The sequence below is a fragment of the Nocardiopsis xinjiangensis YIM 90004 genome (genome assembly GCF_000341145.1).
GTDB lineage: Bacteria > Actinomycetota > Actinomycetes > Streptosporangiales > Streptosporangiaceae > Nocardiopsis > Nocardiopsis xinjiangensis.
In genome coordinates this window covers 115217-140313 of record NZ_ANBE01000038.1, presented here as the reverse complement: position 1 = coordinate 140313, position 25097 = coordinate 115217, and the positions used below count along the sequence as shown (strand labels likewise).

Sequence of the window (25097 nt, the reverse complement as noted above, 5' to 3'; positions counted from 1 at the left end):
TAACCCCGACCATGGCGAAACTGTCCCAACTCCTCGATCGGATCGATTCCGGCACGATCCTGCTCCCGGAGTTCCAGCGCGGCTACGTGTGGAACCGTGACCAGGTGCGCGGCCTGATGCGGTCGATGTATCTGGAGCATCCGGTCGGCAGCCTGCTGCTGTGGGAGACCTCCGACTCCGACCTGTCGGCGCGGGGCAGTGCCTCGGCCAACGGCACCTACCTGATGCTGTTGGACGGCCAGCAGCGCATCACTTCGCTGTACGGGGTCGTCAAGGGGCATCCTCCCGGTTTCTTCGAGGGCGATCCCAAGGCATTCACCGACCTGTACTTCAACGTGGAGGACGAGGAGTTCGCCTTCTACGCGCGCAACCGGATGTCGCGCGACCCGCGGTGGGTGAACGTCACCGAGCTGTTCAACTCCAGCGTGGTCCGCTTCTTGGCCCCGCTCTCCGAGCAGTACGGGCATGAGAAGGCCGCTGATTACCTGGACCGGCTCAACCGGCTGAGGCAGATCGTCGAGCGCGAGTTCCACCAGGAGAAGATCACCGGCGCGGACAAGAACGTCGAGGAGGTCGTGGAGATCTTCAACCGGGTCAACTCGGGCGGCACCAAGCTGTCCAAGGGTGACCTGGCGCTGGCGCAGATGTGCGCGCAGTGGCCTGATGCGCGCCGTGTGATGCGTGAATCCATCGATCGCTGGGCCGAGCGCGGATACCAGTTCACCCTGGACTGGCTGTTGCGGGCGACGACGGCGGTGGCGACCGGCCGTTCCCAGTTCGAACAACTGGGCAAGGTGGGCCCCGAGGAGTTCCGGTCCGCTCTGGAGCGCGCGGTCGCCCACACCGACACGTTCCTGGGAGCGGTCTCGGGTCGGTTGGGCCTGGACCACGACCGGGTCCTGAAGAGCCGTTCCTCCCTCATCATGGCGGTACGCCTGCTGGAGCTCAACGGTGGCCGGTTCGAGGACCGGGCCCACCGCGACAAGGTCCTGTACTGGTACATGCACTCGGCCCTGTGGGGACGCTACGCCGGCCCCACCGAGACCACCCTGCAGAAGGACTTCGACACGGCGGCCCACAGCGGGGTCGACGGGCTGATCACGGCGCTGGAGCGTTCCCGTCGCGGTTCCCTCACCATCCGCCCGCACGACTTCGAGGGCACGCAGGGAACACGGTTCTATCCGCTGTTGTATCTGCTGATGCGCTCGGGCAGGGCCCGGGACCTGGGAACCGGCCGAGAGCTGAGCGCGGCGGCGCTGGAGTCGGGCCACCGGTTGGAGCGGCACATGCTGTTCCCGACCGCTCTGCTGCGCGGCAACGACGACAAGGCCGATTCGATCGCCAACTTCTGCTTCCTGGCCGAGGGCAACGACCTGGAGATGGGCGCTCTGGCCCCGCACGAGTACCTGGGCCGGGCCGAGACCGCCCATCCCGGGGTGCTGGCCTCGCAGTGGATCCCCGCCGACCCGGAGCTGTGGCAGGTCGGGCGTTACCGCGACTTCCTGGCCACGCGTCGGGAGATGCTGGCCGAGGCCGCGCAGGGCTTCCTGGACGGGTTGCTCGAGGGGAGCATCGACGGCGAGCAGGAGCTCCAGCCGCTCACCGTGGTGGCGCAGGAGGCCGGCGATCCGCGCAGTGAGCAGATCCGTGCCTTGGTGCAGCAGCTGCGTGAGGCCGGTTTCGCCGAGCCGGAGCTGGACACGGCCATCAACGATCCCCGCCACGGAGGGGTGATCGCCGAAGCGGAGGCGTTCTGGCCCGACGGGCTCCAACACGGGCTGGGCAAACCCGTGGTGCTGGAGCTGGACCCGGAACAGGCCGACCTGCCGCGGCTGCAGGAGTTGGGGCACGAGGTGTTCACCTCGGTGGAGGCGCTGTCGGGGTTCGTGGACCGGATCGGGCGTGCGGCCGCCGGGGAGGAGGTCCTGCGCTCGGCACAGGAGCCGGAGCAGGAGAAGTCCCCGGACTCCGCCCCGGACATGGCGGCCTTCCACAAGGCGATGGTCTCGATCTACGAGCGGGCCAAGACCGAGGCGGGCTACACGCCCTCGTACTTTCTCGGCATGGTCTCCGAACTGGGAGCGTTGGGGACCGCACGCAAACTGCTCCACGCTCCGGCGGTCTCGGACGGGTTCTCGAACCTGTGGGAGCGGGGCCGGTTGGACCTGACGGTGGAGGCGTTGGTCCTTCGCCCGGAGTTCTCCTCGCTGTTCACCGGAGAGGAACTGGACCGGGCGCGGGGCCGCCTGGAGCAGTTCGGGTACCGGGTCACGGACGGCCAGGGCGGGTCGCCGGCGCTCTCCTGAGCACCGGCCCGTAGCGCTCTCGGGAGCGCTACCGGCGGCCGGGGTGAGGGCCGGGGCGCGACCGGCGTCCCTGCCGTGCGCCCCGGCCGGATGAGCGGGACTGTCCGGGTCTTGCTCAGGACTTCCTGGCCGCGGGGACGGAGCCGGCGGGCTCCTTCCACTTCCCGGTCGACAGGAAGTCGCCCAATGTCTTGTTGTAGGGGCCCAGGTCCTGGCCGAGGGTCTGCTCGACCCACGCGTCGTCGTAGTAGTTGTGCATGTACCGCTCGCCGCGGTCGCACATGAGCATGACCACGCTGCCTTGTTCCCCGTCGGCGAGCATCTCGGCGACGATCCGCAGCGCGCCCCACAGGTTGGTGCCCGTGGACGGGCCGGCGCGGTGGCCCAACCGCGACAGGAGCAGACGCATCGCAGCGATCGAGGCGGCGTCGGGCACCGAGATCATCCGGTCCACGACCGCGGGCATGAACGAGGGTTCGACCGTGGGGCGGCCGATCCCCTCGATCCGGGACGGTTTGCCCTTGGTCCAGGTGGAGGGGTCCGGCCACCGGCTCTTGGGGCGGCCCTGCTGGGCCACCCAGTTGGGGAAGAACGCCGAGTTCTGCGGGTCCACGACACACACCCGGGTGTCGCGGCGGCTGAACCGGATGTGGCGTCCGATGGTGGCGCTCGTACCTCCGGTGCCGGCACCGATCACCATCCACTTGGGTTCGGGGTGGCGCTCCTCGGCGATCTGGCGGAAGATCGTCGCCGCCACGTTGTGGTCGTCGCGGTAGTCGTAGGCGCGTTCGGCGTAGGTGAACTGGTCCATGAAGTGGCCCGTGGGTTCGGCGTCGGCCAGGCGGGCGGCGGCCTTCTCGATGTCGCCGTCGGCCCCGGGGTCCTTGACCTCTCCCCCGTAGGACTTGATGAGTTCCACCTTCTCCCGGCTGGTGCTCTTGGGCACCACGGCCGTGAACTTCAGGTCCAGCAGTTGCGCGAAGTAGGCCTCGGAGACCGCGGTGGAGCCGCTGGAGGCCTCGAAGACGTGGGTGTCGGGTTTGAGCCACCCGGTGCACAGGGCGTGCAGGTACAGGGCCCGTGCCATGCGGTGTTTCAGACTTCCGGAGGGGTGGACGGACTCGTCCTTGACGTAGAGGTCGATGCCCCAGTCCGCCGGAAGCGGGAAGTTGAAGACGTGGGTGTCCGCCGACCGTGTGGCGTCGGCGTGCAGCAGCCGGATGGCCTCTTTCACCCAGGCCCTCTCCCGGCCGTTGTGGTGGTCGACGATCCGGGTCGTGACGGGGTCCGTGCCCTGTTCACTGTGTGTCGTGGTCATGGTCCGGGACTACCCGCGCGCCGACCGCGGAGATCGTTCTCGGGAGAAAACCCCTGGTCGAGCGCCTGATTCTACCCTGTTTCCGGGGGTTGGCCCTCGGTGGCACGGCCGGTTTCGGTCCCTCCGCTTCACCTGCTCCGGAGGGACCGGCGCCGCGGCCGGTGCGGGGCGCCGCGCACCGGCCGACCCGAGCGTTCACCCGTGGGCCCGGTCCTCAGCTCGCGGGTTGCTCATCGACCTGGACGTCGAACTCCACGTCGGAGCCCTCGACGGAGGTCGTGGTGACGGTCACGCCGTAGGTCTGGCCGCCGTCGGTGAGTTCGCAGCGGATGGAGGCGTCGACCTCGGCCGGGAGGTTCTCGGGGCACGTGAGGTCCTCGGGGGCATAACCGACCTGTTCTTCGAGGACCGAGGACGCCTGGGCGGCGACCTCCTCGCTGTCGACCGCGGTGTCGCCGATGCTGAAGTCGAACGAGCAACCCGTGGCGAGAAGCATCGTCAGCGCCCCCAGGAACGCTCCCGTGAGGGCTCGGTTCCGTCCCACCTGCCACATCGTGGCCTCCTTGTTGTTCTTGTTGTTTTTGTTGTTGCACGGTGTGCCAGGCGGTAGGACGCGGAGACCGAAGGTCTGGTTCCCGGCAAAGCAGCACGAATCAGACATGAGGCGAAGGGGCTCGTCGTTCACGAACACCGCTGGGGGCCGCGCCGAGGTGCTCGTACAGGCCGCGGTAGGCCCCGGCGAAGGTGCACGGGTCCGGAACTGGGCCGCCACGAAGAACAGACCTGCCCGACCATGTGAAGGGCCGGGCAGGTCTGGTGCCGCATCAGCCGAGGTTCGCCCCGTCGCGACGGGCACACCCCGACCGACACGGCATCAGCGCACCATCGTCATACTCGCCGCCCGTAGCGCTCACCGGTTCCCGGCGCACCACCGGGAGCCGGCTCGCAGTAGCTCTACGAAATCTTCCGCGTGCCATGCGGCACGTCCGACGAAGAGCCCATCGACCTCTTCCAGGGCGAGCAGGTCGGGCATGTTGTCCAACGTCACGGAGCCCCCGTAGAGCAAACCCGCCACGAGGCCCCCGTACTCGTTCCGCAACGCGGCGAACGGCCCCGCCAATTCTTCTGCCCGTGCCGGGCGGCCGAGTGCCCCGATGGCCCAGCGGGGCTCGTAGGCGATGAGCACCTGAGCCAGTTCCTGTCTCTGCAGACCGGCCAAGGCTCCGCGGGCTTGGTCCAGGATGTAGGAGCAGGTATGGCCACCGTCGCGGGTCTCGGCGGGCTCGCCGATGCACAGCAGGGGAACCAGCCCGTGCCGCAGCGCGGACTCGACCTTGAAGCGAGTGATCTCGACGGTCTCATGGAAATGCGTCCGGCGCTCAGAATGGCCGATTTCGACCATCGTCGCGCCCGCATCCTTGATCTGCGGCATCGAGACCTCGCCCGTCCAGGCACCGCTGTCCTGCCAGTGTGCGTTCTGCGCGCCGACTCGAAAGCCTCCGGCAGTGTTGGCCCACCGGCCGAGCCGTTCGGTGACCGTGGCGATCGCCGTATGGGGAGGGATCACGAAGGCTTCGACACCCTGGGTCAGACCGGCGTCGTCCTCGACGGCGGCGGCGACCGTGTCCGCGTATTCTCTGGCCTCTGCCAGAGTCTTGTTCATCTTCCAGCTCGTACCGACCCACAGCTTCGACTTCTGCATTACTTCGTGTCGCGGAAATGCCCTGCGAGGGTTTCCATGAGCACGGCGAAGGAGGTCGCCCCGGGGTCCGGTGTGCCACGCGACTTCTCACCCAGCGCACGGGAGCGCCCCAGTCGCGCTGTGAGGTCGGCGGTCTCCTCAGCGGCTGCTTTCGCCGCAACCGCTGCAGCAGAAGTTGCGGTGGCCAGGTCGCCCGGCCTCTTCCATTCGTACTCGAGCGCCGTGGCGAAGGGCAGCGCCGCATCGATCATGGTTTTGTCCCCCGGCGTGGCACCGCCCACGCGGTGCACCGCCTGCACGCCGTCCGACAACGCTCGGACCGTGGTGGCCTCGTCCTCGCCGCCGTGGTCGCCCAGCGCGCTTCCGGCGGCGGTGAGTGCGGCGGCCCAGAGCGCCCCGGACGTGCCACCGGCCGACTCGGACCATGCCGTGCCCGCGTGCACGAGGAGCGTGCACGCGCCCGCCCCGCGCTCCAGGGCCCGACGGCCGGCTTGCACCGCCCCGCCGGAGCCGATCACCATGGCGTGGCCGTGGTCTCCGTCGCCGGCGATCGCGTCGATGCGCCCCCACTCTTCCTCGTTTTGCCTGCAGCGGTGCTCGAAGAGTTCGAGGACTTCCTGGACCTTTGCGGCGAGCGCTCGGGAATCATCTGAGGCCGGCGGAACCTCTTCTTCGCCCGGCGTGTAGATCTCGGTCCGTCGGGGAGCCTCCCACGACTGCTCGAGCCCCTTCGGAAGACCGCGCCGGAAGGCGGGCGTGTCCGCGGGGGCGAGCCAGTACTGTTCGAGCTCGTCGTCGAGGAACACGAGGGTCAAGGACAACCCCGCCATGTCCAAGCTGGTGACGAACTCGCCGACCTCGGGCTGGACCGGTGTCAGTCCCGCCCCCTCGAGCCGCTCGGCGATCCGGGCGTAGACGACGAAGAGTTCTTCGTACTTGACCCTGCCCAGGCCGTTCAGCACGACGGCGACGCGGCCGGAGTGAGCCTCGGGCGCTTCCGCGATGACCCCGTCGAAGAGCAGGTCGGCCACCTCGGAGGCGGTGCCCATGGGAAGGTCCTTGATCCCGGGCTCTCCGTGGATACCGAGCCCCACCCCCATCGTGCCTGCCTCCACACCGAAGAGCGCATCCTCGGCCCCTGGCAGCGTGCATCCATCGAACGCCGCGCCCAGGGATCTGGTTGCGTCATTGGCCTTCCAGGCGATCCGCTCCGCCTCGCCGAGGTCCGCCCCGGCTTCGATGGCCGCCCCTGCGATTTTGAAGACCGGCAGGTCCCCGGCGATGCCGCGCCGTTCCCGGTGCTTTTCGGGCGGGTTGGAGGCGATGTCGTCGCTCACCGCGACGATACGGACGTCGATGCCCTCAGCACGGAGCTTCTCCGCGGCACTACCGAAATGCAGGACGTCCCCGGCGTAGTTGCCGAAGCCGAAGATCACGCCGCCGCCGTTCTCGGCGTTGCGGGCAACGGAGTAGACCTGTGATGCCGAGGGGGAGGAGAAGATGTTGCCGCAGGGGGCGCCATGAGCCATACCCGGGCCCACCCATCCGGCGAACGCCGGGTAGTGCCCTGAGCCCCCGCCGACCACCAGTGCAGGCTGGCCGGCCGGGGTTCGGCGGGAGCGGACCACACCGCCGTGTACGGCCGTGGCGTACTGATGATTGGCCATGGCGAAAGCCTGGACGGCTTCATGGGAGAAGTCTGCCGGCGAGTTGAGGAGGAAGGTCATGACGGTCCTTGGGGGTTGCACGAGTCATGCTCGGTCGACTTGGCGGGGACGAAAACTGCGGCTGGTGCGCATAACCTTTCAGCCGGGCCCGCAGGGGTCAACACCTGGGCCGACGACAGTTCTCTCAGGCGCATCTTCCTGTTTGTTCAAAATCGATGAGGGCCTGAACCTTCTCGGCCGACGCGCTCGAGGAATCGAATTCGTGGGTCAGCCATTCTCGGACCAGCTTGCGGGCGAGCTCCATTCCGATCACCCGTTGGCCGATGCACAGGACTTGGGCATTGTTCGACAGGACGGAACGCTCGACCGAATAGGCATCGTGCGCGGTCACGGCACGGATGCCCTCGACCTTGTTCGCGGACATCGCGACGCCGAGTCCGGTGCCGCAGATCAGTAGTGCGCGATCCGCTTCACCTGCGGATACCAGTTGGGCGGCTGCAACGGCGATGGATGGATAAGCTTCGGTTCCCTCAGCCTCGACACCCACGTCGCGCACCGAGGACACGCGTTCATGAGCTTTGAGTTCCCCCTTGAGGAACTCTTTGTACTGAAATCCCGCATCGTCCGACCCGACCACTATACTGAAACGTTTCCCCATAGCGGTTTCTCCTTGTCGTGAAGAACGAAGATGCCGATTCTCAGCACCGTCTTCAGCTTGCTCCAGCGGCGAACAGATGTCAAGGACACATGTTCTGCGCCTGCTCGGCCGGGGCGCGGCCACCGCCAGAAACGGACCGGAGGTGCGCCACCAGGCTTGCGGCGACGGCATCGGACGCCGCGACGGCCTGCCCATCCGCCCCTGACCAGCCGGGACACCACGGCCACCCCCAAGATGATGAACGAATGTGCTTGACAGGTGTTCTGGACATTCTAGGATGGTGGCCCGTGACCTGCATCACCACGATCAGCGGATCGGAGTCCCCCTCCACCGCAGCCGGCATGAGGAGTCAACGATGACCACCACTCCCACGGCCTCGTCCGAGGCAGCCTCGGAGCAGACGCTCCCGTCCGAGATGCGAGCCGTCGTGGTTCATGGACCGGGCGATTACAGGATCGAGCAGCGCCCCGTCCCGACACCGGGCCCGGGAGAACTGGTGCTGCGAACAGACGCCGTCGGTGTGTGCGCTTCCGACCTGAAGTGCTACCACGGGGCCGAGAAGTTCTGGGGCGGCGAACACAAGCCGGCTTGGGCCGAGAAGAACCGCATCCCGGGCCATGAGTTCGTGGGCACAGTGGTCGCCGCCGGCGAAGGCGCCCTCGCCTCCCGCGGCGTCGAGCCGGGCGACCGGCTCGCGTGCGAGCAGATCGTGCCCTGCGGCGAGTGCTTCTACTGTGGCCGTGGGATCTACTGGATGTGCGAAACCCACGACATGTTCGGGTTCAAGGGTTTCGACGGAGCGATGGCCGAATACGTTCTCGTTCCGTCCCGTGCGCTGACCCATCCGGTCTCATCCGCCTTGCCTGGGCACATGGCAGCTTTCTCGGAGCCGCTCTCGTGTGCGATGCACGCGGTGGAACGGGCGAATCTACAGTTCGAGGACACCGTCGTCATCGCCGGCGCCGGACCGATCGGGCTCTCCGCCATCGCGGGGGCGCGGCAGAAGAACCCGCTGCGCATCATCGCTCTGGACATGGTCGACACCAAACTCGAGCTCGCCCGGGACTGCGGCGCCGACCTGACGATCAACATCGCGACCGAGGACCCTGTCGCCCGCGTCAAAGAACTGACCGGTGGATACGGCGCCGATGCCTACATCGAGGCCACCGGGCACCCCTCAGCGGTGGCCCAAGGGATCAACCTGTTGCGCAAGCTCGGCCGTTTCGTCGAGTACTCCGTGTTCAAGGAGAAGGTCTCGGTCGACTGGTCGATCATCTCCGATGACAAGGAGCTCGATGTGCTCGGTGCTCACCTCGGTCCGCACTGCTGGCCCGCGGCGATCAAGCTGATCGAAGCCGGCGCGCTGCCCTTGGAACGCGTGTGCACCCACCAGTTCCCCCTCGAGCGTTTTCAGGATGCTCTGGACGCCGTCGCCGACTCCTCCGGAGAGTCCGTCAAGGTCTCGATCCTGCCCAACGGCCCCATCCCGGCGGGCACGGCCAACAACCTCGTCGGTGGTGAATCGGCGTGAGCGATACCTCCGAAGCACCAGCACCCCCGCAGCAGGAAGCCGAGCACAACGGCGAGGCCGCGCCCAGGGCAAACACACGGCAGCGTTCCTCGGGCCCGCGACGAGGGACCTCGCGCACGCGGCGCCGCCTGGTCATCGGCGGGCTCTTGGCGGTCCTGGTGGTCGCGATGCTGGCGAACACCCGGTTCCTCACCCCGGAGGAGGTCGAAGCACTGACCTCTGATGATTTCGACCCGGCGGCCACAGCCGAGGAACTCTTCGCTCAGGCGCAGAGCGACCTTCTCGCCGACCCCGCCGAGCTCGGCGAGGTAGCCACGGCGCTCGCGGACGACCCGGATGCGGCTGTCGATGAATTCGACGGGTTGCAGCCGAGCGAGGAGACCAGCGCCTTCGCCGTGACGGCGACAGGCGTGGTCGAAGAAGCGGACGACGAAAACTTGACACTCGACATCGAAGGCGTCGATACCGGACAAACCATCACGGTACCGCTGGGTATCGCCCTCGACGGGAACCTGGTGCGTGACCTCAGCGGGTACGGGTTCGGCGATGCTCCAGGCCAGACCGAGCACCAGCAGGTCGGCACCGAAGTGAGCGGGCTGATGCTGGCGAACGTGGAGGAGGCGCTCGGTTCCGACCCCGAGCAGGCGCAGGGACAGCAGATCAGCGTCGAAGGCCTCCTCAGCTACGCCGGTACGGGTTCCGATGCGGCCTCGCAGCGCCCGCTCATCATCCAGCCGCTGGACGTCGGGACCGACTCATGAGCGCCGCTGTATCGGGCTCGCCCGCGACCGGGCAGCCCACGCACCACGAAGCCACCGGTTCGGACGGTGTCGTTCTGCGCGCAGTCGACATCAGCAAGACCTACGGGGCCACGCGCGCCCTCAAGGGCGTCAACTTCGACGTCAGCGCCGGCAAGGTCACCGTCCTCTTCGGTGAGAACGGCGCCGGGAAATCAACATTGATGAAGATTCTCTCCGGTGTTGAGCAGCCGACAGCCGGATACCTCGAACTCGACGGGGAGAGGGTCGAGTTTTCCTCCACCACGGATGCTGTCGACAAGGGCATTGCAATCATCCACCAGGAACTGAACTTGAACGCGAACCTCAAGGTCAGTGACAACATCTTCCTGGGGCGCGAGATTGCGTCGGTGCGCGGGATCCACTACGCCGAACAGGCCCTGGCGACACGGGATTTGATGAAGCGTCTCGAGGAGCCGATATCGCCCGACGCTTTCGTGCGGGATCTGCGCGTAGGACAGCAGCAAATCGTAGAGATCGCGAGGGCCCTGTCCACCGATGCGCGCATCCTCATCATGGACGAGCCCACCTCGGCGCTCAGCTCGGCCGAGGTCCAGGTGCTGTTCAAGATCATCCGAGAGCTGCAGCGGCAGGGGGTGGCCATCGTGTATATCTCCCACCACCTCGAGGAAGCTCTCGAGATCGCCGACCATGCTGTGGTGTTCCGCGACGGAGAGCTCGTGGCGACCGAGAGGGCTTCAGCCATCGATCTGGGATGGGTCGTGCGCACGATGGTGGGCCGTGAAGCGGACTACGACTTCCGTGAGGAAGCTCGTGAGCACGGGGACGTCGTGCTCTCCATCCAGGACGTGACGGTCGCCGACACGGTGAGCGGCAAGTTCCCGGTCGACCATGTCTCGCTGGACGTGAAAGAGGGAGAGATCGTCTGCCTCTTCGGGCTGATGGGCGCCGGAAGAACCGAGTTGATGGAAGCGCTCTCCGGACGAGATGAACTAGCGGGCGGGCGAGTACTACTCACAGACCACGACCTCGCAGGGTTGAACGTCGCTGACCGCATCGACCTCGGCATGGGGCTCGTGCCTGAGGACCGCCAGCGCGACGGGATCATCCAAATGCAGAGCGTCGGTAAGAACATGTCGCTTGCGAGTCTGAGCTCCTGGGTTCGGCGCGGATTCATGGCCGTGCGTGGCGAGAACCGAGACATCAAATCCCAGATGACAAGGCTCGGGGTCAAGGCCGAGGGCCCGGAGGCGCCGATCACGGCCCTTTCCGGCGGGAATGCTCAAAAGGTCGTCATCGGAAAGATGCTGGCGGCTCAGCCACGAGTTCTGCTGCTGGACGATCCGACACGCGGCGTCGACGTCGGGGCGAAAGGTGAGATCTTCTCACTGCTGTTCTCTCGAGCCGGGGAAGGGCTCGCGGTCCTCTTCGTCACCTCCGATGTCGGCGAAGCGCTGAACGCCTCACACCGCATCGTCGTCATGGACCGCGGCCAGGTGGTCACGGAGTTCGACCCGCGCCACGCCACACGCGAAGAAGTGATGGCGGCGGCCGAAGGAAGCGGCGGTCAACCAGCAGCGTCGACCACGGCAGAAGAAGAGGGGGGACCGCGATGAGCGCCGCGGCCACGCAGGAAAAATCATCGGGCTCCAAGATCAACCTCGGCGCCTTCTTCATCGAGGCCCGCGCTCTGGTTGCGCTGGCGATCATCATCGTGATCTTCGCGTCGATGAGCGACACCTACCTCTCGGTCGGCAACCTCGTGACGGTCGCCAAAGACGTCGCGTTCAACGCCATCATCGCCCTCGGGATGCTGATGGTGATCCTGCACTCGGGCATCGACCTTTCCGTCGGTTCCACGGTCGGGCTCACCGGTGCCGTGGCCGGCACCCTGTTCCAGGGGCTCCACCTACCCCTCACCGATGCGGTCATGTATCCGTCGATCTGGGTGATCGTCGTGATCGCCGTGGCCGTCGGGATGCTCGTCGGCTGGGTCAACGGCTTGTTGATCGCCCGGCTGAACCTTGCTCCATTCATCGTCACGCTGGGTATGTTGTACGTCGGCAGAGGCCTGACCCAGGTCCTGCTCGACGGCACCAACATCACCAATGAACTCCGGGGCCAAGAGGAACTGGGCAATACGGGCTTCTTCGAGGTCTTCGCCAGCAGCCCTCTCGGGGTACCGATCTCCGCGTGGGTGATGGTCGCGGTGGCGATCGCCTTCTCCATCATTCTGACACGCACCCCCTTCGGGCGCTGGCTGTACGCCATCGGAAGCAACGAGCGTGCCGCAGCGCTCTCCGGCGTGCCCGTCAACCAGGTCAAGACCAGGGTGTACGTGCTCACCGGACTGTGCGCGGGGATCGTCGGGATGCTGCAGATCGCGAACATCCGTTCGTCGACGGCGGACCTCGGAGAGTTCTACGAGCTGAACGCCATCGCGGCAGTGGTCATCGGCGGCGCGGCCCTCTCAGGCGGCCGGGGAACGGTGCGCGGCACCATTATCGGCGCCTTCGTCATCGGTTTCTTGACCAACGGACTCGTGATCGTCGGTGTCTCCCCCTTCTGGCAGACGGTCATCACCGGTGCGGTCATCATCCTGGCTGTCGCCGTCGACCAGATTCAGCAGATTCTGCAGCGCCGACAGGCACAGGCTCGTGCTGTCGCCGAAGCCAGACGCGAATCAGGAAAGGTCCCCGTCGGCCCCGGAGGCCATGAAGGCCCGCCCCCAGAACAGACATGACGATTACCCCCGTCGCAAGAAATGAAAAAAGAGGAAAACCATGAAACTCAAATCGATGGCAGCGATCGCGACCACCGCAATCGTCAGCGTGAGCTTAACTTCCTGCGGGGACGCCGGCGGAGAGGGTGAGGGCGGTGGCGAGATCGCCATCATCACCGTTGACCCCGCGAACCCCTATTGGGCAGCCGAGGTGAGCCGGGCAGAAGAGCTGGCCGAAGAGCTCGGATACGAATACAGCGTCGGCGCTCACGAGAACGACCCCGACGAGCAGACCCGGCTGATGGAAACCGCCATCAACAACGACGTCGACGGCATCCTTCTCGACCCCGCCGGTGCGGACGAGAGCATTGCGATCGTGGAACAGGCCGTCGACGCCGACATCCCGGTCTCCCTCGTCAACGCCGAGATCTCGGAAACCGGTCTGGCGGAAGCCCAGTTCATCTCGGACAACGCGCAGGGTGCGGCCGCGGGTGCCGAGGTATGGGCCGAGGCCATGGGCTACGAAGGTACCTATGTCGAACTGATCGGTGAGCCGAGCGACAACAACGCACCGGTCCGGTCCGAGGGCTATGAGAGCGTGCTCTCCCAATACCCGGACATGGAAAAGGTCGGCGAGGAGATCGCCAACTGGGACCGCCAGGAGGGCCAGACCGCCATGGAGCAGCTGCTCTCCCGTAACCCGGACATCGACGGCGTGATCTCCGGAAACGACGAGATGGCGCTGGGCGCGGTCAACGCTCTCGACGAGGCGGGGCGCCTCGATGAGGTGGAGGTTCTGGGCTTCGACGGAAGCAACGATGCCGCTGAGGCCGTCGCGGACGGAAAGCTGGTCGCTTCGGTCCTCCAGCCCATCGACGAGGCCACGACTCAATCCCTGGAGGTTCTCGACGAGGTCATCCGTACCGGGGAGTCATCGGTGGAGGAGGAGAAGGTTGCGTTGGACTGCATCCTGATCACCGAAGAGAACGCCGAGGATCTTCAGGACTTCGTTCTCGAGGACTGAACCGAGGATCTGCCGTAGCCGCGGCCTCGGACGCACCCCAACAAAGCACGCCGCCCTCCCGTTAGGCCATCAACGGGAGGGCGGTCGGCTTGTGCGCCATGGGCGAGCGGCGGTCAGATTCTTTGCTCGATCGCTCGGGCGGTGGACTCATCCGTCACCAACTGATTCAGCCACCCCGACCGCGCGGCGACAACGATACTCAGGGTTTTCTGCTGTCCCACAGCCACGGCTATGCGGTGCGGCACGGCGCGCAGCACGTCGCCGGGCACCCGGACCATACGCTCGTTTCCCGGAAAGGTGACCTCGGCACCTTCCCGATCGTAGAAGGCGAGGCAGACGTCTCCTACCGATTTGGCCAAATTGGGGTGATCACGAGGCACAGCGCGAGAGATGGATTCCCGAGAGAGGGCGGGAGCCCCGACGCCGACGAGGGCGGCTTTCGCTGACCGCCAGTCCTGCACGATCTGTTGGAAACCCGGGTCGTCCTGCAAAGCGGTCAACAGAGCCGGCGAGGGCAGCGAGGGGGCGAAGAGGTAATGCGGGTAGCCCCCCGAAGTAGACGTGAACATCCGGACGACCTCGTTGGTCTGGTGCCAGGGGTCCGGCTCGGCTTGCCCACCGACCGTGGGCGCGACGATGACACCGGAGTAATCGCCCATACAGTGTTGGGCCAAGGCATAGGTGGTCACTCCGGAGGCGATGAGCAGAACATCACCGGGCCCCAGGCCCACACCGCTCAGGGCGTGGCCGGCCAAAGGTCCCAACCCCGGGCCCACCCGGGAAGACTGGTCCCCGGGGGCGATATGAACGGCGTCGAGCCCCAAGGCCTCGCGCAACCGTAGGCTCAAATCCTGGGTGCTGTTGGAATCGGGGCGGTGAACGGTGATCTCGACAAGTCCGCTGGCCCGCGCCTCCGCCAACATTCGGCTGACCGAAGGCCTCGAAACACGCAGCTGTTCGGCCACCTCTGCCTGGGTTGCGCCTTGCTCGTAATACAACTGCGCAGCACGATAGAGGCGTTCTGGATCCGTGTCGGTTCCGGTTCCGGTGAGAGCATCCAATATCAGTGGCCTCCCACTCGTTGTCGATGCCCGAATCGATGTGCTGACACGGAGGTCTCCTCATCATCGGCGAACGTTCCATGACAGTTTAGATGAAACCATGAACATTTGTGTCTTCTGCCTTGAACGATTTTAGTGCACCAACCGATTGGTGGGCCTTTCCAGGGGACATTGCTCACACACGGTGACCGAACCGGCTCTGGAGCAGGCTTTGGCCCCGGCACACCAGGCCGGGACCGACCACCTGGACCGCGCCGTGGTGAGCACCGATCGGCTGCGCGCCCACGGCCTGCCCCGAACGCAGCCGCGCCACCTGACCAGGACTCACGCACGGTCACCAAGGCTAACCGGAGAGGCCCGAGGTTCGCCGGAAGGAGGGCCTCAGGACCTTGGCCCGCCCGGGGTTTCTCCGGTCCTGTCCTCAGGGCTGCGATGGTCGGGTGCCTCGCTGAACCGATCCGTACCGGCAGTGCGCCGGCGGCGTACGTGGCCGGTACGTCCGTCCAAGATCAAGGGCTTGGCCCGGCTCGGCCATCGCGTGGGATCCCCGAACTCTCGCATTCGCCAGAAGGGCGATCCCGTACACATCAGACAATGATCCCGAATTCCACCCCTACCGTAAATAGGAACGAATTCTACTCCGACCGTATCGGATCATTTCTCGGAACCGGCTCGGGTGCCCCACCCTCAATACCGCGTGCACAGACCGATCCCCCGGAGGGGTCGGTCCGGAACCGGTTCCGGAATGCCGTTGGCGTGCTGCCGGTGCGTTGGGTGCAGTACTTGACGAAATTTCCGGTGTCGAGAAAACCGAGGCGGGCGGTGATGCCGGACACTGGCTCGAGCGCCGCGTGGTCGAGTGCGTGGCGTAGGACGGGCGCGCCACCGCCGACCTGGAGCACGAGCGACGGTGAGCACGGCCCCGCTCCCGCGACTCAGGACCCCACACCGAGCTGTTCGTACAGGTCGCGGTAGGCCTCGGCGTTGCGCGCCCAGGTACGGGTGGCCAGAACCTGTTCCCGGGCGGCCTTGGTCTGCTGCCGGCGCAACTCGGGGTCCTCCGCGAGCACGGCCACGGCCTCGGCGAGCGCGGCGGGGTCCTCGGCCGGCACCAGGGTTCCGGCGCGTCCGTCGTCGAGGAGCTCGCGCAGGGCAGGAAGGTCACTGGCCACGACGGGGGTGCCCAGCGCCATGGCCTCGACGGGTTTGAGCGGGGTCACCAGGCGGCACACACGGCGGTCCAGGCGGGGCACGACCATCACGTCCAGGGCGGCCTGGGCGCGCAGCGCCTCCTCGGGGCCGACCCTGCCGGGCAGCAGGCAGACCTTCTCCAGGCCCAGGCGTCGGACCTGGTCGTGCAGTTCGCGACGGGCGGCCCCGTCTCCCACGAGCAGGACCCGGATCGGCCGGCCCTGCGCGTGCAGGTGGGCGGCGGCCTCCACGAGCGTGTCGAAACCCTCGTAGTGGGTGAGGGTGGAGACCGAGCCGATGACGAGTGTGTCCGGGTCGATGCCGTGTTCGGCGCGGAAGGCCTCCCCGTCGGGCCGGGCCTCGAGCAGGTCGGTGTCGACGGCGTTGGGTGCCAAGGCGATGCGTTCGGGGGCCACGCCGCGGCGGGAGATCTCCACGCGCATGGTGTGGGCGAGGGTGACGACGGCGTCGGCCTCGCGCAGGACGGAGGTCTCGCGTTCGACGAGGAGGTGGTGGCGTTCGCTGCCGCGCCGGGACCCGGCTTCCCCGGCCGAGAGCCAGGTCTCCTCGAGGAAACCGCGGACTTCGTAGACGACGGGGATACCCAGTGCGCGGCCCACGTGCAGGGCGACGGTGGCGTTCTTGTGGTCGCTGGCGGCGTGCAGGACGGCGGGGCGCAGCCGGTGGGCCAGGGCGGTGACGTCGGTGACGGCGGCGTCGATGCGTTCCTGCAGGCCGGGGCGGATGTGTTGGCCGGGGCGCACGCGGTGGTAGGAGATGCCCTCGACCTCGCGGACGGGTGCGGTGTCGCCGTGGGCCTTGATGGGCCAGCCGGGGAAGGTCACCACGTGCGGATCGAGCCCGGCCTCGCGCTGGGCGGTGACGATGCGGTGGGTGCGCACGGTGTAGCCGACCTGGCTGTTGGGCAACGCGTTGGAGACCAGGTGCAGGACCCGCCCGGGAACGGGTTCGTAGGCAGCACCGGCCCGTTCGGGCAGGCCGGTGAGGGGACCGAGGGCGCGGCGTTCACTCATCATGCGGCGCCGGACCAGGTCGGCCTCGTCCTCGAAGGCGGCGTAGGGGACGAGTTCGTCGATGGCTTCCTGCATGCGGCCCTCCTCGTAGAGGGCGTCGGCGCGGGTGCGTGCGTCCTGGGCCCGTGCGGCGATGCCGGCCATGCCCTGGGCGGTGAGCAGGGAGCCGCCGCCGAAGACGGCGCGGCGCACGTCGCCGGTGCGTTCGTCCAGTCGCAGGAGCAGGGCGAGGGCGAGGCCGGTGCCGAGGGCGAGCACGCCCCAGGCGAAGGTGAGCAGGGCCGCGGGCCAGGTGAGTACCCCGGTGAGGGCAAGGGCGGCGGTCAGGCCGGTCCCGCCCACGACGGTGGCGGCGAGGGCCTCCTTCCGGCGCCGGGCCAGATAACGCACGCCTCGCTTGACCAATCGCATGGGAGCCCCCGAACCGCCCGTGTACCGAAAACCGGCCAGATGCCCTCGCTCCGGTGGTGCCGTGCCGGGACCGAAGGAGCCTCGGCATCTCGCGCGTGGACCGAGATTAACGCGCTGACCTGGCCGAACTCGGGAAAGCGGCGTCGACGGCATGGCGGGCGAACGGGGCACCGGCCTACGTGGGGGTCCGGCCCCGGCCCGTTGGCGGGTTCACGGGGTGGGTGGAGCCCGTCCCGCACCGTCGAAGACAGGCCCGCCCAGCCACGTGAGGGGCCGGGCCCCGGCGCCGTCGTAGGTGCTCTGAAACAGAGCCCGCAGAAAAAACACCCCCGCCTGTCTCGGCGAGGGTGCATCGCGTCCGTCCGGGGCGCACACGGACGCTCCGGGAAACCTCGAAAGGGCGAGCGGGTCAGGGGAGACCCCGCGCGCCCGCCGTGCTCCTCAGAGGGCGCGGAGCACGACCAGGTTGCAGGTGATGTTCTCCTTGACGTGGTAGACGCTGTCCGCAGCGACTTCCTCCAGGCGTACGCGGCCTGCGTCGGCCAGCCCCCGCACTCGGCTCTGGTAGCCGAGGGGCTCCCAGATGCTGTCGATGACGGTGAAGACCACGGGGGCTCCGGGCCGGGCCACGCGCACCAGTTCATCGATCGCTTCGGGCCCCACGTGTCCCTCGGTGAGGGTGCCCACGCAGATCACCGCGTCGTAGGAGTCGTCCTTCGCGGGCAGGGCCTCGGTCATGTCGGCCTTGTCGAGGCTGCGGTAGACCCCCTTGTCCCGCGCGAGATCCAGCATCGCCGTGGAGAGGTCGAGTCCGTCCACGGCCTCGAAGCCGTACCCGGCGAGCGCCTGGCCGACCAGGCCGGTACCGCAGCCGGCGTCGAGCACCTCGGCCCGCGGCTGGTCCGGCAGCAGGCGGTTGAGGCGGTCTGCGGCGTTCGTGGGCGCCTGGTAGCCCATGCCCTGCGTGGTGTCGTGCTCGTAGTTCACGGCCCACTCGTCGTAGGCGCTCTCGGCCTCGCCGGGGTTCTGCAACGCATAGATGCGGTCCAGGATCTGACGGGGTTTACTCACCCTCGGCCCTTCCGTCGTCGCCGCGCGGGGGGACTCGCAGGCGTCTGGTTACTGACTCTCCTCTCTTATACGACAAAAGCGACAAAAAACAAGATGATGGGACATAACAACCGCTCCACGTGCTCAGTTCTGCTCCTGCTCAGCGGGAACAGCGTCCTCGCCCCCAGGGGCACGGCGGGCCCAGAAACTGGCCACCAGAGCGCCGGAGACGTTGTGCCAGACCGAGAAGAGGGCGCCGGGCAGCGCCGCCAGAGGTGAGAAGTAGGTGGTGGCCAGAGCCGCCGCCAGACCGGAGTTCTGCATCCCCACCTCGACGCTGATCGCGCGGCGCCCGGCTTCGGAGAGCCCGCCGATCCGACCGACGAGGTAGCCCAGGGCGAACCCGATCCCGTTGTGCAGGACCACGGCCAGAGCCACCAGGGCGCCGGTGGCCATCACGTCCTCGGCGTTGGCGCCGACGATGCCGGCGACCACGAGGACGATCCCGCCCACGGACACCAGCGGCAGTACCGGCAGCACCGGCGTGATCCAGCGGTCGGCGAAGGTGCGCAGGGCCAGGCCCGCCAGGACCGGCGCCAGGACCACCTGCAGGATCGAGCCGAACATGTCCCCCGCGGGCACCTCCAGGGTGCGCCCGGCCAGGGCGAGCACCAGCAGCGGGGTGAGCAGCGGCGCGAGCACGGTCGAGACCGAGGTCATGGCCACCGACAGGGCCACGTCGCCGCGGGCCAGATAGACGATGACGTTGGAGGCGGTCCCGCCGGGCGCCGCACCCACCAGAATCATGCCCACGATCAGCATCGGCGGCAGGTCCAGGGCGTGGGCGATGCCCCACGCCAGCAGCGGCATGACGGTGTACTGGCACAGAATGCCGGTCAGGGCGGCCTTGGGGTGGGTGAGCACGACCCCGAAGTCGGCCGGACGCAGGGTCAGGCCCATACCGAACATGATCACGGCCAGGAACACCGAGGTGTACTCGGCCAGGGGCGCGGTCTGCTCGGGCAGGAACAGGCCGACCGCGCCGGCGAGCAGGACGAGGAGGGCGAACCACCGGCCGGCGAGGGCGGCGATGCGCGAGATGAGGGTCATCGGCGTGCTTCCCGTGGTGAGTGCCCCGGGGACGGCGGGTTCCGGCCCCGGGTGGTTGCCGCCCGCTCGGGGTCGACACCGCCCGGCCATGGTAACGACCGTGCTCCCGCCGAGTCTGCGCCGCAGGCGAGGAGGCCGCCCCGCGGACCGGCCGAAGGGTATGAGAATGATCCACACCTCCGGGGTTCCGCTTTCCACGCCTACCTTCGAGAAAACAGGGATATACAGTGACCTGACAACAAAGCGTTGCTTCGGCCCGGAAGATGCACGTCGGACATGGCCGACCAAGGCTCCGGACGGATGGCCGATAAACAGGTTTTTGGACTGGTGCCCATGGAAAACCAGTCGGAATTTTACCGTATATGCACCCTGCCTTCCGCGCCTGCCCTCCGACGAATGAATAACCGAAACACGGAAACGGGAATGAGAGTGTTCACCCCTTGCAGCCGAAGAGAAAGGGAAAGCTCTCTTGAGTACGCACGAATTCTTCGTCGCCAACCTCACGACGTCCGCGCTGGCCGGCACCGTGACGTGGCACGGAGGAGACAACAGCCAGGAGGTCAGTGTCGCCGGCCTGCAGCCCGGTACGTGTTCCGCGCTGCAGAGCTTCTACCCCACGAGCGGCACGAGGGACCTGTGGAGCTGGTCGGAGCGCGGGCGTGAGTACCAGCTCAACTGCTACGAGCACGACCGGTACGTGGTGGTCACGATCAGCAACTACGGCATCGGGGTTCTGCCGACCGACACCTCCCCCGACACCTGGAAGTGGTGAGGACCGGCAGGCCCCTCCCCCTTCGAGGCCTTCTGGCGTAGCTGCCCACACCCTCTCGGCGCTCCCACCGGCCCCTGATTCCGGCAGGGGCCGTCTCCCGCGGAGCGGTGCAGTTCCGGGACGGGGGAGCTGAGCCTCAGGGCCACAGCAACAAGGCGAGCCATCGTGGGGCCGTCAAGGCGAGAGAAAGCCTGGATTCCACACCGACGGGCCCACGGTGGCTCTCTGTGCCAGTACGACTTGCAACAGCTTCTGGAGCCGCTACAGGCTGTCGGCCATGGAGCGAATGTTCCAGGAGCTGGTCGGGACCGGGATCTGTTCGGCACCGGACCGGCCGAGCCCTCGCCGACGCTCGGTAGGAAGGGGTGAGCAGAGGGCGAGGGTGCTTTCCCGGCCGCGAATACTGGTACGGCACAGCGGGGGCACCACAGCCTCGTTCTGGAAGCGGCCTCGCTCTCTCCCACCGGTGTTTCGGTCCACACCGTTTCGGGCATTGTCAGAGCAGGCCATCGGCGGTTGGGCTTCGCCCTGGACAGCAAGAAAGGGCGCGACCGAAGCGGTTTCGAGTACCGCGAGAACAGGGGCCGGGTTCGCAGGACTCCTCCGTGTCGCCCGCGGTACCGGACGCCCGGCAGGGAGGAAAAACCGTAGCATGGCCACAATCAGGTCTACATCGGCGGACACATCGGCTGCTTCCACCACACTTTCTCCTCAACAGCGGCACGTCAGCAGCTACACCGCGTTGTTGCGCAAGGTGCGGCAGGAGGGGCTGTTGCGCCGCCGTTACGGCTACTACTGGACGCGCATCGCGGCGGTGACCATCGCGTTCGTGCTGGTGTGGGTCGCCGTGGCGTTCCTCGGCGATACGTGGTGGCAACTCGTTCCGGCTGCGGTGTTGGGCGTGGTCAGCGCCCAGTTCGGCTTCCTCGGCCACGACTTGGCGCACCACCAAGTGTTCGTCTCCAAGCGGTGGAACATCTGGGCGGCCCGGGTGGTCGCCGGGTTGTTCACCGGACTGAGCTACACCTGGTGGAAGGGCAAACACAACAAGCACCACAACGCCCCCAACCAGGAAGAGCGGGATCCGGACATCGGGCCGGGTGTGTTGGCGTTCACGCCGGCCCAGGCCGCACCGAGGACCGGTTTCGCGGCGCGGTTCACCCGTAACCAGGGCTGGGCGTTCTTCCCGCTGCTCACTCTGGAGGGGCTCCAGCTACACCTCATGAGCGTGCAAACGCTGCTGCAGCAAAAAACGGACCGGTACCGCTGGGTGGAACTGGGCTTCATCGCCGTACGGTTGGGCGGATACGTGGCGGTGCTGCTGGCGATGCTACCGGTGGGTAAGGCCGCCGCGTTCGTCGGACTGCAGTTGGCGTTGTTCGGGGTGCTGCTGGGTGGGGCGTTCGCGCCGAATCACAAGGGCATGCCGCTCGTGCCTGCCGGCATGAAGGTGGACTTCTTGCGTCGCCAGGTCATGATGTCACGCAACATCCGTGGCGGTGCGTTCACCGACTTCATGATGGGCGGGCTGAACTACCAGATCGAGCATCACCTGTTCCCCAGCATGCCTCGGCCGAACCTCAAGAGGGTCAAACCGCTCGTGCAGACACACTGTGCCGAACACGACGTGCCCTACACCGAAACCAGCCTCTGGCGCTCCTACCGGATCGTCGTGCGCTACCTCAACGCGGTGGGACTCGGCGCACGCGACCCCTTCCAATGCCCCTTGATCCAACAGTACCGAGCCTGACCGGATGCACCTGGGTTCAGGCGGAACCCGTCGTCGAACTCGCCGACCTCTACGATCGCCTCCGAGGACTTCTCGATCAGTAGCTTGTTCACAGCAGGTCAGGACGGTGACCGTGCGAGTGCCGAGGCGCTGGTGTTCGGCGTTCAGCAAGGCCGCCAGGTGCCGAACGGTGGCCTGGTCCACGTCGAGGACGGCAGTACAGGAAACCACGTGGAGCCTTTCATGGTGGCCCGGCGGAGATTGGACACCTCGCCTTCTACCTGGGGCTCCACGTCTGTGTCAGGGAGCGGCAGCCCATCCATGGGCGCGCTTTTCGCCTTGCTTGTCGGTTTCCTTCTATTTCCCAGCCGCTGAGAGCACCTCGGCGTGTTTCCGGTCGCCCTCGACCGGCCTGAGCGCCTCGATCAAAGGCAATCTTTGCCGGAACCCCTCTTTCCCTCCGTGACTTCCCCGATTCCTTCCGTAGTTTTGCAGGAGGACTTCGTTCGAGGGGGAAGACATGATCAAGCCGTCTGCTCAGCAACAGGCCCCGCCAGGGCTGACCGGGGCGATGGAGCCCGAGCCCGACCACGGGGAGAGGTCGTACCGGGGGTCGGGGCGCCTCACCGGCAAAGCGGCCCTCATCACGGGTGCCGACAGCGGTATCGGACGTGCGGTCGCCATCGCCTTCGCCCGTGAAGGCGCCGACGTCCTCATCAGCTATCTGAACGAAGAGCCGGACGCCGAGGAAACGGCGCGGTCGGTGCGTGAAGCCGGCCGCCGGGCCGTACTCGTACCGGGCGATCTGGCCGACCCTGCGCACTGCCGGGCCGTGGCCGACCGAGCGGTGCGGGAGTTCGGCCGCATCGACGTGCTGGTCAACAACGCGGCGACACAGATGGTCCGGGGGTCACTGGAGGACATCCCCGACGAGGAATGGGACCGCAACCTGGCGACCAACCTCAGTGCGTTCTTCCACCTCTGCAAAGCGGCGGTGCCGCACATGCGGCCGGGATCGGCCATCATCGGCTCGACCTCGGTCAACGAGGACATGCCGCCGCCGTTCCTGCTGCCCTACAACGTCACCAAGGCCGGCATCGTCAACATGGTGGGCTCTCTGGCACGGATGTTGGCGGAGAAGGGCATCCGTGCCAACGCCGTGGCACCCGGGCCGGTCTGGACCCCGTTGATCCCCTCGACCATGCCCGCTGAGCAGGTCGAGGACTTCGGCGCCCAGGTCCCGATGGGGCGTCCCGGACAACCCGCCGAACTGGCGCCCGTGTACGTGATGCTCGCCTCGGACGAGGCCAGCTACGTCTCCGGCGCCACCATCGCGGTCACCGGTGGCCAACCGATGCTGTGAGGGAGGCAGGCATGGAGCGGCGTCCGCTCAGGTTGACCGCCCCGATACGGCCGCTGGTCTTCGGCGGCCGCTCCATCGCGCGCAGGCTGGGGCGGGAGGGTCTTCCCGACTGGGCCGTCGCCGAGACGTGGGAGGCCAGCGACGTCGAAGGCAACGGCAGTGCGGTGATCAGGGGACCTTTGGCGGGCCGGTCCTTGCGCTCGTTGGCGGAGGAGTTCCCGCAGGAGCTGATGGGGCGCGGGTGGCGTGGTGCGTTCTTCCCGCTGCTCACGAAGTTCATCGACGCCGAGGGCTCGCTCCCCGTGCACCTGCACGCCGACGACGCCACTGCTGCCCGAGTGGAGAACCAGGCCATCGGCAAGACCGAGGCATGGCACATTCTGCAGGCCGACCCCGGCGCCACCGCCCTGTGCGGTGTGCGCGAAGGGGTCGACCGGGACCAGCTCCACAGGGCGCTGGTGGCCCAGGACTTCGACTCGGTGCTGCGCCGGCTGCCCGTACGCGCCGGGGAGACCATCTACGTGCCGGGAGGGACCCTGCACAGCTTCGGCCCCCGGACCCTGGTCTATGAGATCGAGCAGACCTCCGACGTCCAGCAACACGCGATGCGCTGGAACATGGAGGACGGCTCACCGGTCGGTGAGCAGCAGTGGCGCTCCAACCTGGAGGCTCTGATGGCCGAGGCCCGGTTGGACTCCAGGCCGGATTTCCACACCGGGTTGAGGATCGGCGTCGGTGACGGCGTGGACCGCGTGTTCTGCTGTGCCGGACCGTACTTCGCTCTGGAACGGTGGCGGGCCGGGACCGCAGAACCCTTGCGGCGTTCCTTCTCCACCGCGCAGATCCTCACCAACGTGGGCCCGCCCGTCCAGGTGAGCGCCCACGGCCGGAGTGAGGAGCTGGGCCGGGGCCAGAGCCTGTTGCTGCCCGCGGTGATGGGGCAGGTACAGATCCCGGGGCCGGCGGACGTGCTGTTCGGCTATCTGCCCGACCTGGCTCTGGACGTGCGGGACCCGCTGATCGCCGCCGGTTACTCCCCCGAGGTCGTCTCCGCCCTGGGCGAGGGCGTGTGAGCACCGGCGCCCGGCCCGGCCAGGGGCCCGCGCGCGGATCCGCGGCCCCGGGTTTTCCGCCGACGGGCCGGGGGCAGCCACACGCACAAGGCTCGGCGAGGGCGAAGCACGGGGTCAGGGGGAACCGATGTCCGCACCGCCGCGAACAGGCCCGGGGGCACGCCACGGCCGGAACCTGACCGCGGGCGTCCTGCTCGGTCTGGGCACGGTCGCCTTCATCGACGAGGCGGTCTTCCACCAGCTTCTGCACTGGCACCACTTCTACGACCTGGGCTCCTCCGGGCTGGGGCTGGTCTCGGACGGGCTCTTCCACGCCTTCAGCTGGTTCGCCACCGTCGCGTCGTTGCTGATGGTGGCCGGGTTGTACCGCGAACGCACCTTCTGGGGCCTGGCCTTCGCGGCGGGATGGCTCACCGGAGCCGGGTTCTTCCAGCTCTACGACGGACTGGTCCAGCACAAGGTGTTGGGCCTCCACCAGATCCGCTACGGGGTGGACCTGTTGCCCTACGACGTGGCGTGGAACGCCATCGCCGCGGTCCTGCTCGTGGCGGGCCTCGTGCTGTGGACCGTGACCGCGCGGCGCGCGGGCCGGCGCACCGAACCCGCCCCGGCCTGAG

General features: G+C 67.4%; 21 protein-coding genes. 11 read left to right on the top strand and 10 right to left on the bottom strand.

What is annotated here, in order from left to right; all coding sequences use genetic code 11:
- Positions 1-11: 11 nt before the first annotated feature.
- The gene (locus D473_RS0118280; protein WP_017610498.1) at positions 12-2306 is read left to right on the top strand and encodes a GmrSD restriction endonuclease domain-containing protein; all 2295 of its coding nucleotides are present in this window, start codon (positions 12-14) and stop codon (positions 2304-2306) included.
- Positions 2307-2421: 115 nt separating this feature from the next.
- Here the strand turns inward: D473_RS0118280 and D473_RS0118275 are convergent, their stop codons facing one another.
- The 5 genes from D473_RS0118275 to D473_RS0118255 form a co-directional block, all read right to left on the bottom strand.
- Complete coding sequence (locus D473_RS0118275) at positions 2422-3624, bottom strand: PLP-dependent cysteine synthase family protein (RefSeq protein ID WP_017610497.1); 1203 nt, start codon at positions 3622-3624, stop codon at positions 2422-2424.
- A gap of 214 nt (positions 3625-3838) precedes the next feature.
- The gene (locus D473_RS0118270; protein ID WP_026127079.1) at positions 3839-4177 is read right to left on the bottom strand and encodes a DUF4333 domain-containing protein; all 339 of its coding nucleotides are present in this window, start codon (positions 4175-4177) and stop codon (positions 3839-3841) included.
- Positions 4178-4534: 357 nt separating this feature from the next.
- Positions 4535-5287, bottom strand: coding sequence for a triose-phosphate isomerase (locus tag D473_RS0118265; protein WP_394296773.1), 753 nt, complete (start codon positions 5285-5287; stop codon positions 4535-4537).
- 38 nt (positions 5288-5325) lie between these two features.
- Complete coding sequence (locus tag D473_RS0118260; protein WP_017610494.1) at positions 5326-7053, bottom strand: dihydroxyacetone kinase family protein; 1728 nt, start codon at positions 7051-7053, stop codon at positions 5326-5328.
- 124 nt (positions 7054-7177) lie between these two features.
- On the bottom strand, positions 7178-7651 hold the full coding sequence (locus D473_RS0118255) for a ribose-5-phosphate isomerase (protein ID WP_026127078.1): 474 nt from the start codon (positions 7649-7651) through the stop codon (positions 7178-7180).
- Between the two features lie 355 nt (positions 7652-8006).
- Here D473_RS0118255 and D473_RS0118250 point away from each other — a divergent pair, with 355 nt between their 5' ends.
- Genes D473_RS0118250 through D473_RS0118230 form a run of 5 tightly spaced genes read left to right on the top strand, consistent with a single transcriptional unit; the run spans position 8007 to position 13686 of the window.
- Positions 8007-9182: an erythritol/L-threitol dehydrogenase gene (locus D473_RS0118250; RefSeq protein ID WP_017610492.1), complete on the top strand. Its 1176-nt coding sequence runs from the start codon at positions 8007-8009 to the stop codon at positions 9180-9182.
- A complete protein-coding gene (locus D473_RS0118245) occupies positions 9179-9943 on the top strand; it encodes a DUF2291 family protein (protein WP_017610491.1) in 765 nt (254 codons plus the stop codon). The genes D473_RS0118250 and D473_RS0118245 overlap by 4 nt, the downstream gene beginning before the upstream one ends.
- Entirely contained in the window at positions 9940-11556 is a 1617-nt protein-coding gene (locus D473_RS0118240; protein ID WP_017610490.1) for a sugar ABC transporter ATP-binding protein, read from the top strand. Before D473_RS0118245 ends, D473_RS0118240 begins: the two co-directional genes overlap by 4 nt.
- Positions 11553-12683, top strand: a complete 1131-nt coding sequence (locus D473_RS0118235; protein WP_017610489.1) for an ABC transporter permease — start codon at positions 11553-11555, stop codon at positions 12681-12683. The genes D473_RS0118240 and D473_RS0118235 overlap by 4 nt, the downstream gene beginning before the upstream one ends.
- Before the next feature lie 40 nt (positions 12684-12723).
- On the top strand, positions 12724-13686 hold the full coding sequence (locus tag D473_RS0118230; protein ID WP_017610488.1) for a D-ribose ABC transporter substrate-binding protein: 963 nt from the start codon (positions 12724-12726) through the stop codon (positions 13684-13686).
- 113 nt (positions 13687-13799) lie between these two features.
- Here the strand turns inward: D473_RS0118230 and D473_RS0118225 are convergent, their stop codons facing one another.
- From D473_RS0118225 to D473_RS0118205, 5 genes are all read right to left on the bottom strand, one after another.
- Positions 13800-14747, bottom strand: coding sequence for a sugar-binding transcriptional regulator (locus D473_RS0118225; protein ID WP_152436870.1), 948 nt, complete (start codon positions 14745-14747; stop codon positions 13800-13802).
- 175 nt (positions 14748-14922) lie between these two features.
- Entirely contained in the window at positions 14923-15075 is a 153-nt protein-coding gene (locus D473_RS27485; protein WP_161626427.1) for a hypothetical protein, read from the bottom strand.
- A 607-nt stretch (positions 15076-15682) separates the two neighbouring features.
- Complete coding sequence (locus D473_RS0118215; protein ID WP_026127077.1) at positions 15683-17383, bottom strand: glycosyltransferase family 4 protein; 1701 nt, start codon at positions 17381-17383, stop codon at positions 15683-15685.
- Positions 17384-17824: 441 nt separating this feature from the next.
- Positions 17825-18454, bottom strand: a complete 630-nt coding sequence (locus D473_RS0118210; RefSeq protein WP_017610484.1) for a class I SAM-dependent DNA methyltransferase — start codon at positions 18452-18454, stop codon at positions 17825-17827.
- A 123-nt stretch (positions 18455-18577) separates the two neighbouring features.
- On the bottom strand, positions 18578-19543 hold the full coding sequence (locus tag D473_RS0118205) for a bile acid:sodium symporter family protein (protein ID WP_017610483.1): 966 nt from the start codon (positions 19541-19543) through the stop codon (positions 18578-18580).
- Positions 19544-20012: 469 nt separating this feature from the next.
- Between D473_RS0118205 and D473_RS25035 the strand changes: the two genes are divergently transcribed.
- The 5 genes from D473_RS25035 (at position 20013) to D473_RS0118180 (ending at position 25096) form a co-directional block, all read left to right on the top strand.
- Complete coding sequence (locus D473_RS25035) at positions 20013-20315, top strand: hypothetical protein (protein WP_017610482.1); 303 nt, start codon at positions 20013-20015, stop codon at positions 20313-20315.
- A 652-nt stretch (positions 20316-20967) separates the two neighbouring features.
- Positions 20968-22065 carry a fatty acid desaturase family protein gene (locus tag D473_RS0118195; RefSeq protein WP_026127076.1) on the top strand — a complete coding sequence of 366 codons (1098 nt, stop codon included), beginning with the start codon at positions 20968-20970 and terminating at the stop codon, positions 22063-22065.
- 499 nt (positions 22066-22564) lie between these two features.
- Positions 22565-23407: an SDR family oxidoreductase gene (locus tag D473_RS0118190; protein WP_026127075.1), complete on the top strand. Its 843-nt coding sequence runs from the start codon at positions 22565-22567 to the stop codon at positions 23405-23407.
- Between the two features lie 11 nt (positions 23408-23418).
- Positions 23419-24480 carry a class I mannose-6-phosphate isomerase gene (locus D473_RS0118185; RefSeq protein WP_017610479.1) on the top strand — a complete coding sequence of 354 codons (1062 nt, stop codon included), beginning with the start codon at positions 23419-23421 and terminating at the stop codon, positions 24478-24480.
- 127 nt (positions 24481-24607) lie between these two features.
- Entirely contained in the window at positions 24608-25096 is a 489-nt protein-coding gene (locus D473_RS0118180; protein ID WP_017610478.1) for a DUF2243 domain-containing protein, read from the top strand.
- Position 25097 lies beyond the last annotated feature (1 nt).

Excerpts from the sequence above, each read along its gene's own strand:
- D473_RS0118280 (WP_017610498.1), top strand. The coding sequence starts at position 12 with ATGGCGAAACTGTCCCAACTCCTCGATCGGATCGATTCCGGCACGATC.
- D473_RS0118275 (WP_017610497.1), bottom strand. The coding sequence starts at position 3,624 with ATGACCACGACACACAGTGAACAGGGCACGGACCCCGTCACGACCCGG.
- D473_RS0118270 (WP_026127079.1), bottom strand. The coding sequence starts at position 4,177 with ATGTGGCAGGTGGGACGGAACCGAGCCCTCACGGGAGCGTTCCTGGGG.
- D473_RS0118265 (WP_394296773.1), bottom strand. The coding sequence starts at position 5,287 with ATGAACAAGACTCTGGCAGAGGCCAGAGAATACGCGGACACGGTCGCC.
- D473_RS0118260 (WP_017610494.1), bottom strand. The coding sequence starts at position 7,053 with ATGACCTTCCTCCTCAACTCGCCGGCAGACTTCTCCCATGAAGCCGTC.
- D473_RS0118255 (WP_026127078.1), bottom strand. The coding sequence starts at position 7,651 with ATGGGGAAACGTTTCAGTATAGTGGTCGGGTCGGACGATGCGGGATTT.
- D473_RS0118250 (WP_017610492.1), top strand. The coding sequence starts at position 8,007 with ATGACCACCACTCCCACGGCCTCGTCCGAGGCAGCCTCGGAGCAGACG.
- D473_RS0118240 (WP_017610490.1), top strand. The coding sequence starts at position 9,940 with ATGAGCGCCGCTGTATCGGGCTCGCCCGCGACCGGGCAGCCCACGCAC.
- D473_RS0118235 (WP_017610489.1), top strand. The coding sequence starts at position 11,553 with ATGAGCGCCGCGGCCACGCAGGAAAAATCATCGGGCTCCAAGATCAAC.
- D473_RS0118230 (WP_017610488.1), top strand. The coding sequence starts at position 12,724 with ATGAAACTCAAATCGATGGCAGCGATCGCGACCACCGCAATCGTCAGC.
- D473_RS0118215 (WP_026127077.1), bottom strand. The coding sequence starts at position 17,383 with ATGCGATTGGTCAAGCGAGGCGTGCGTTATCTGGCCCGGCGCCGGAAG.
- D473_RS0118205 (WP_017610483.1), bottom strand. The coding sequence starts at position 19,543 with ATGACCCTCATCTCGCGCATCGCCGCCCTCGCCGGCCGGTGGTTCGCC.
- D473_RS0118195 (WP_026127076.1), top strand. The coding sequence starts at position 20,968 with ATGGCCACAATCAGGTCTACATCGGCGGACACATCGGCTGCTTCCACC.
- D473_RS0118190 (WP_026127075.1), top strand. The coding sequence starts at position 22,565 with ATGATCAAGCCGTCTGCTCAGCAACAGGCCCCGCCAGGGCTGACCGGG.
- D473_RS0118185 (WP_017610479.1), top strand. The coding sequence starts at position 23,419 with ATGGAGCGGCGTCCGCTCAGGTTGACCGCCCCGATACGGCCGCTGGTC.
- D473_RS0118180 (WP_017610478.1), top strand. The coding sequence starts at position 24,608 with ATGTCCGCACCGCCGCGAACAGGCCCGGGGGCACGCCACGGCCGGAAC.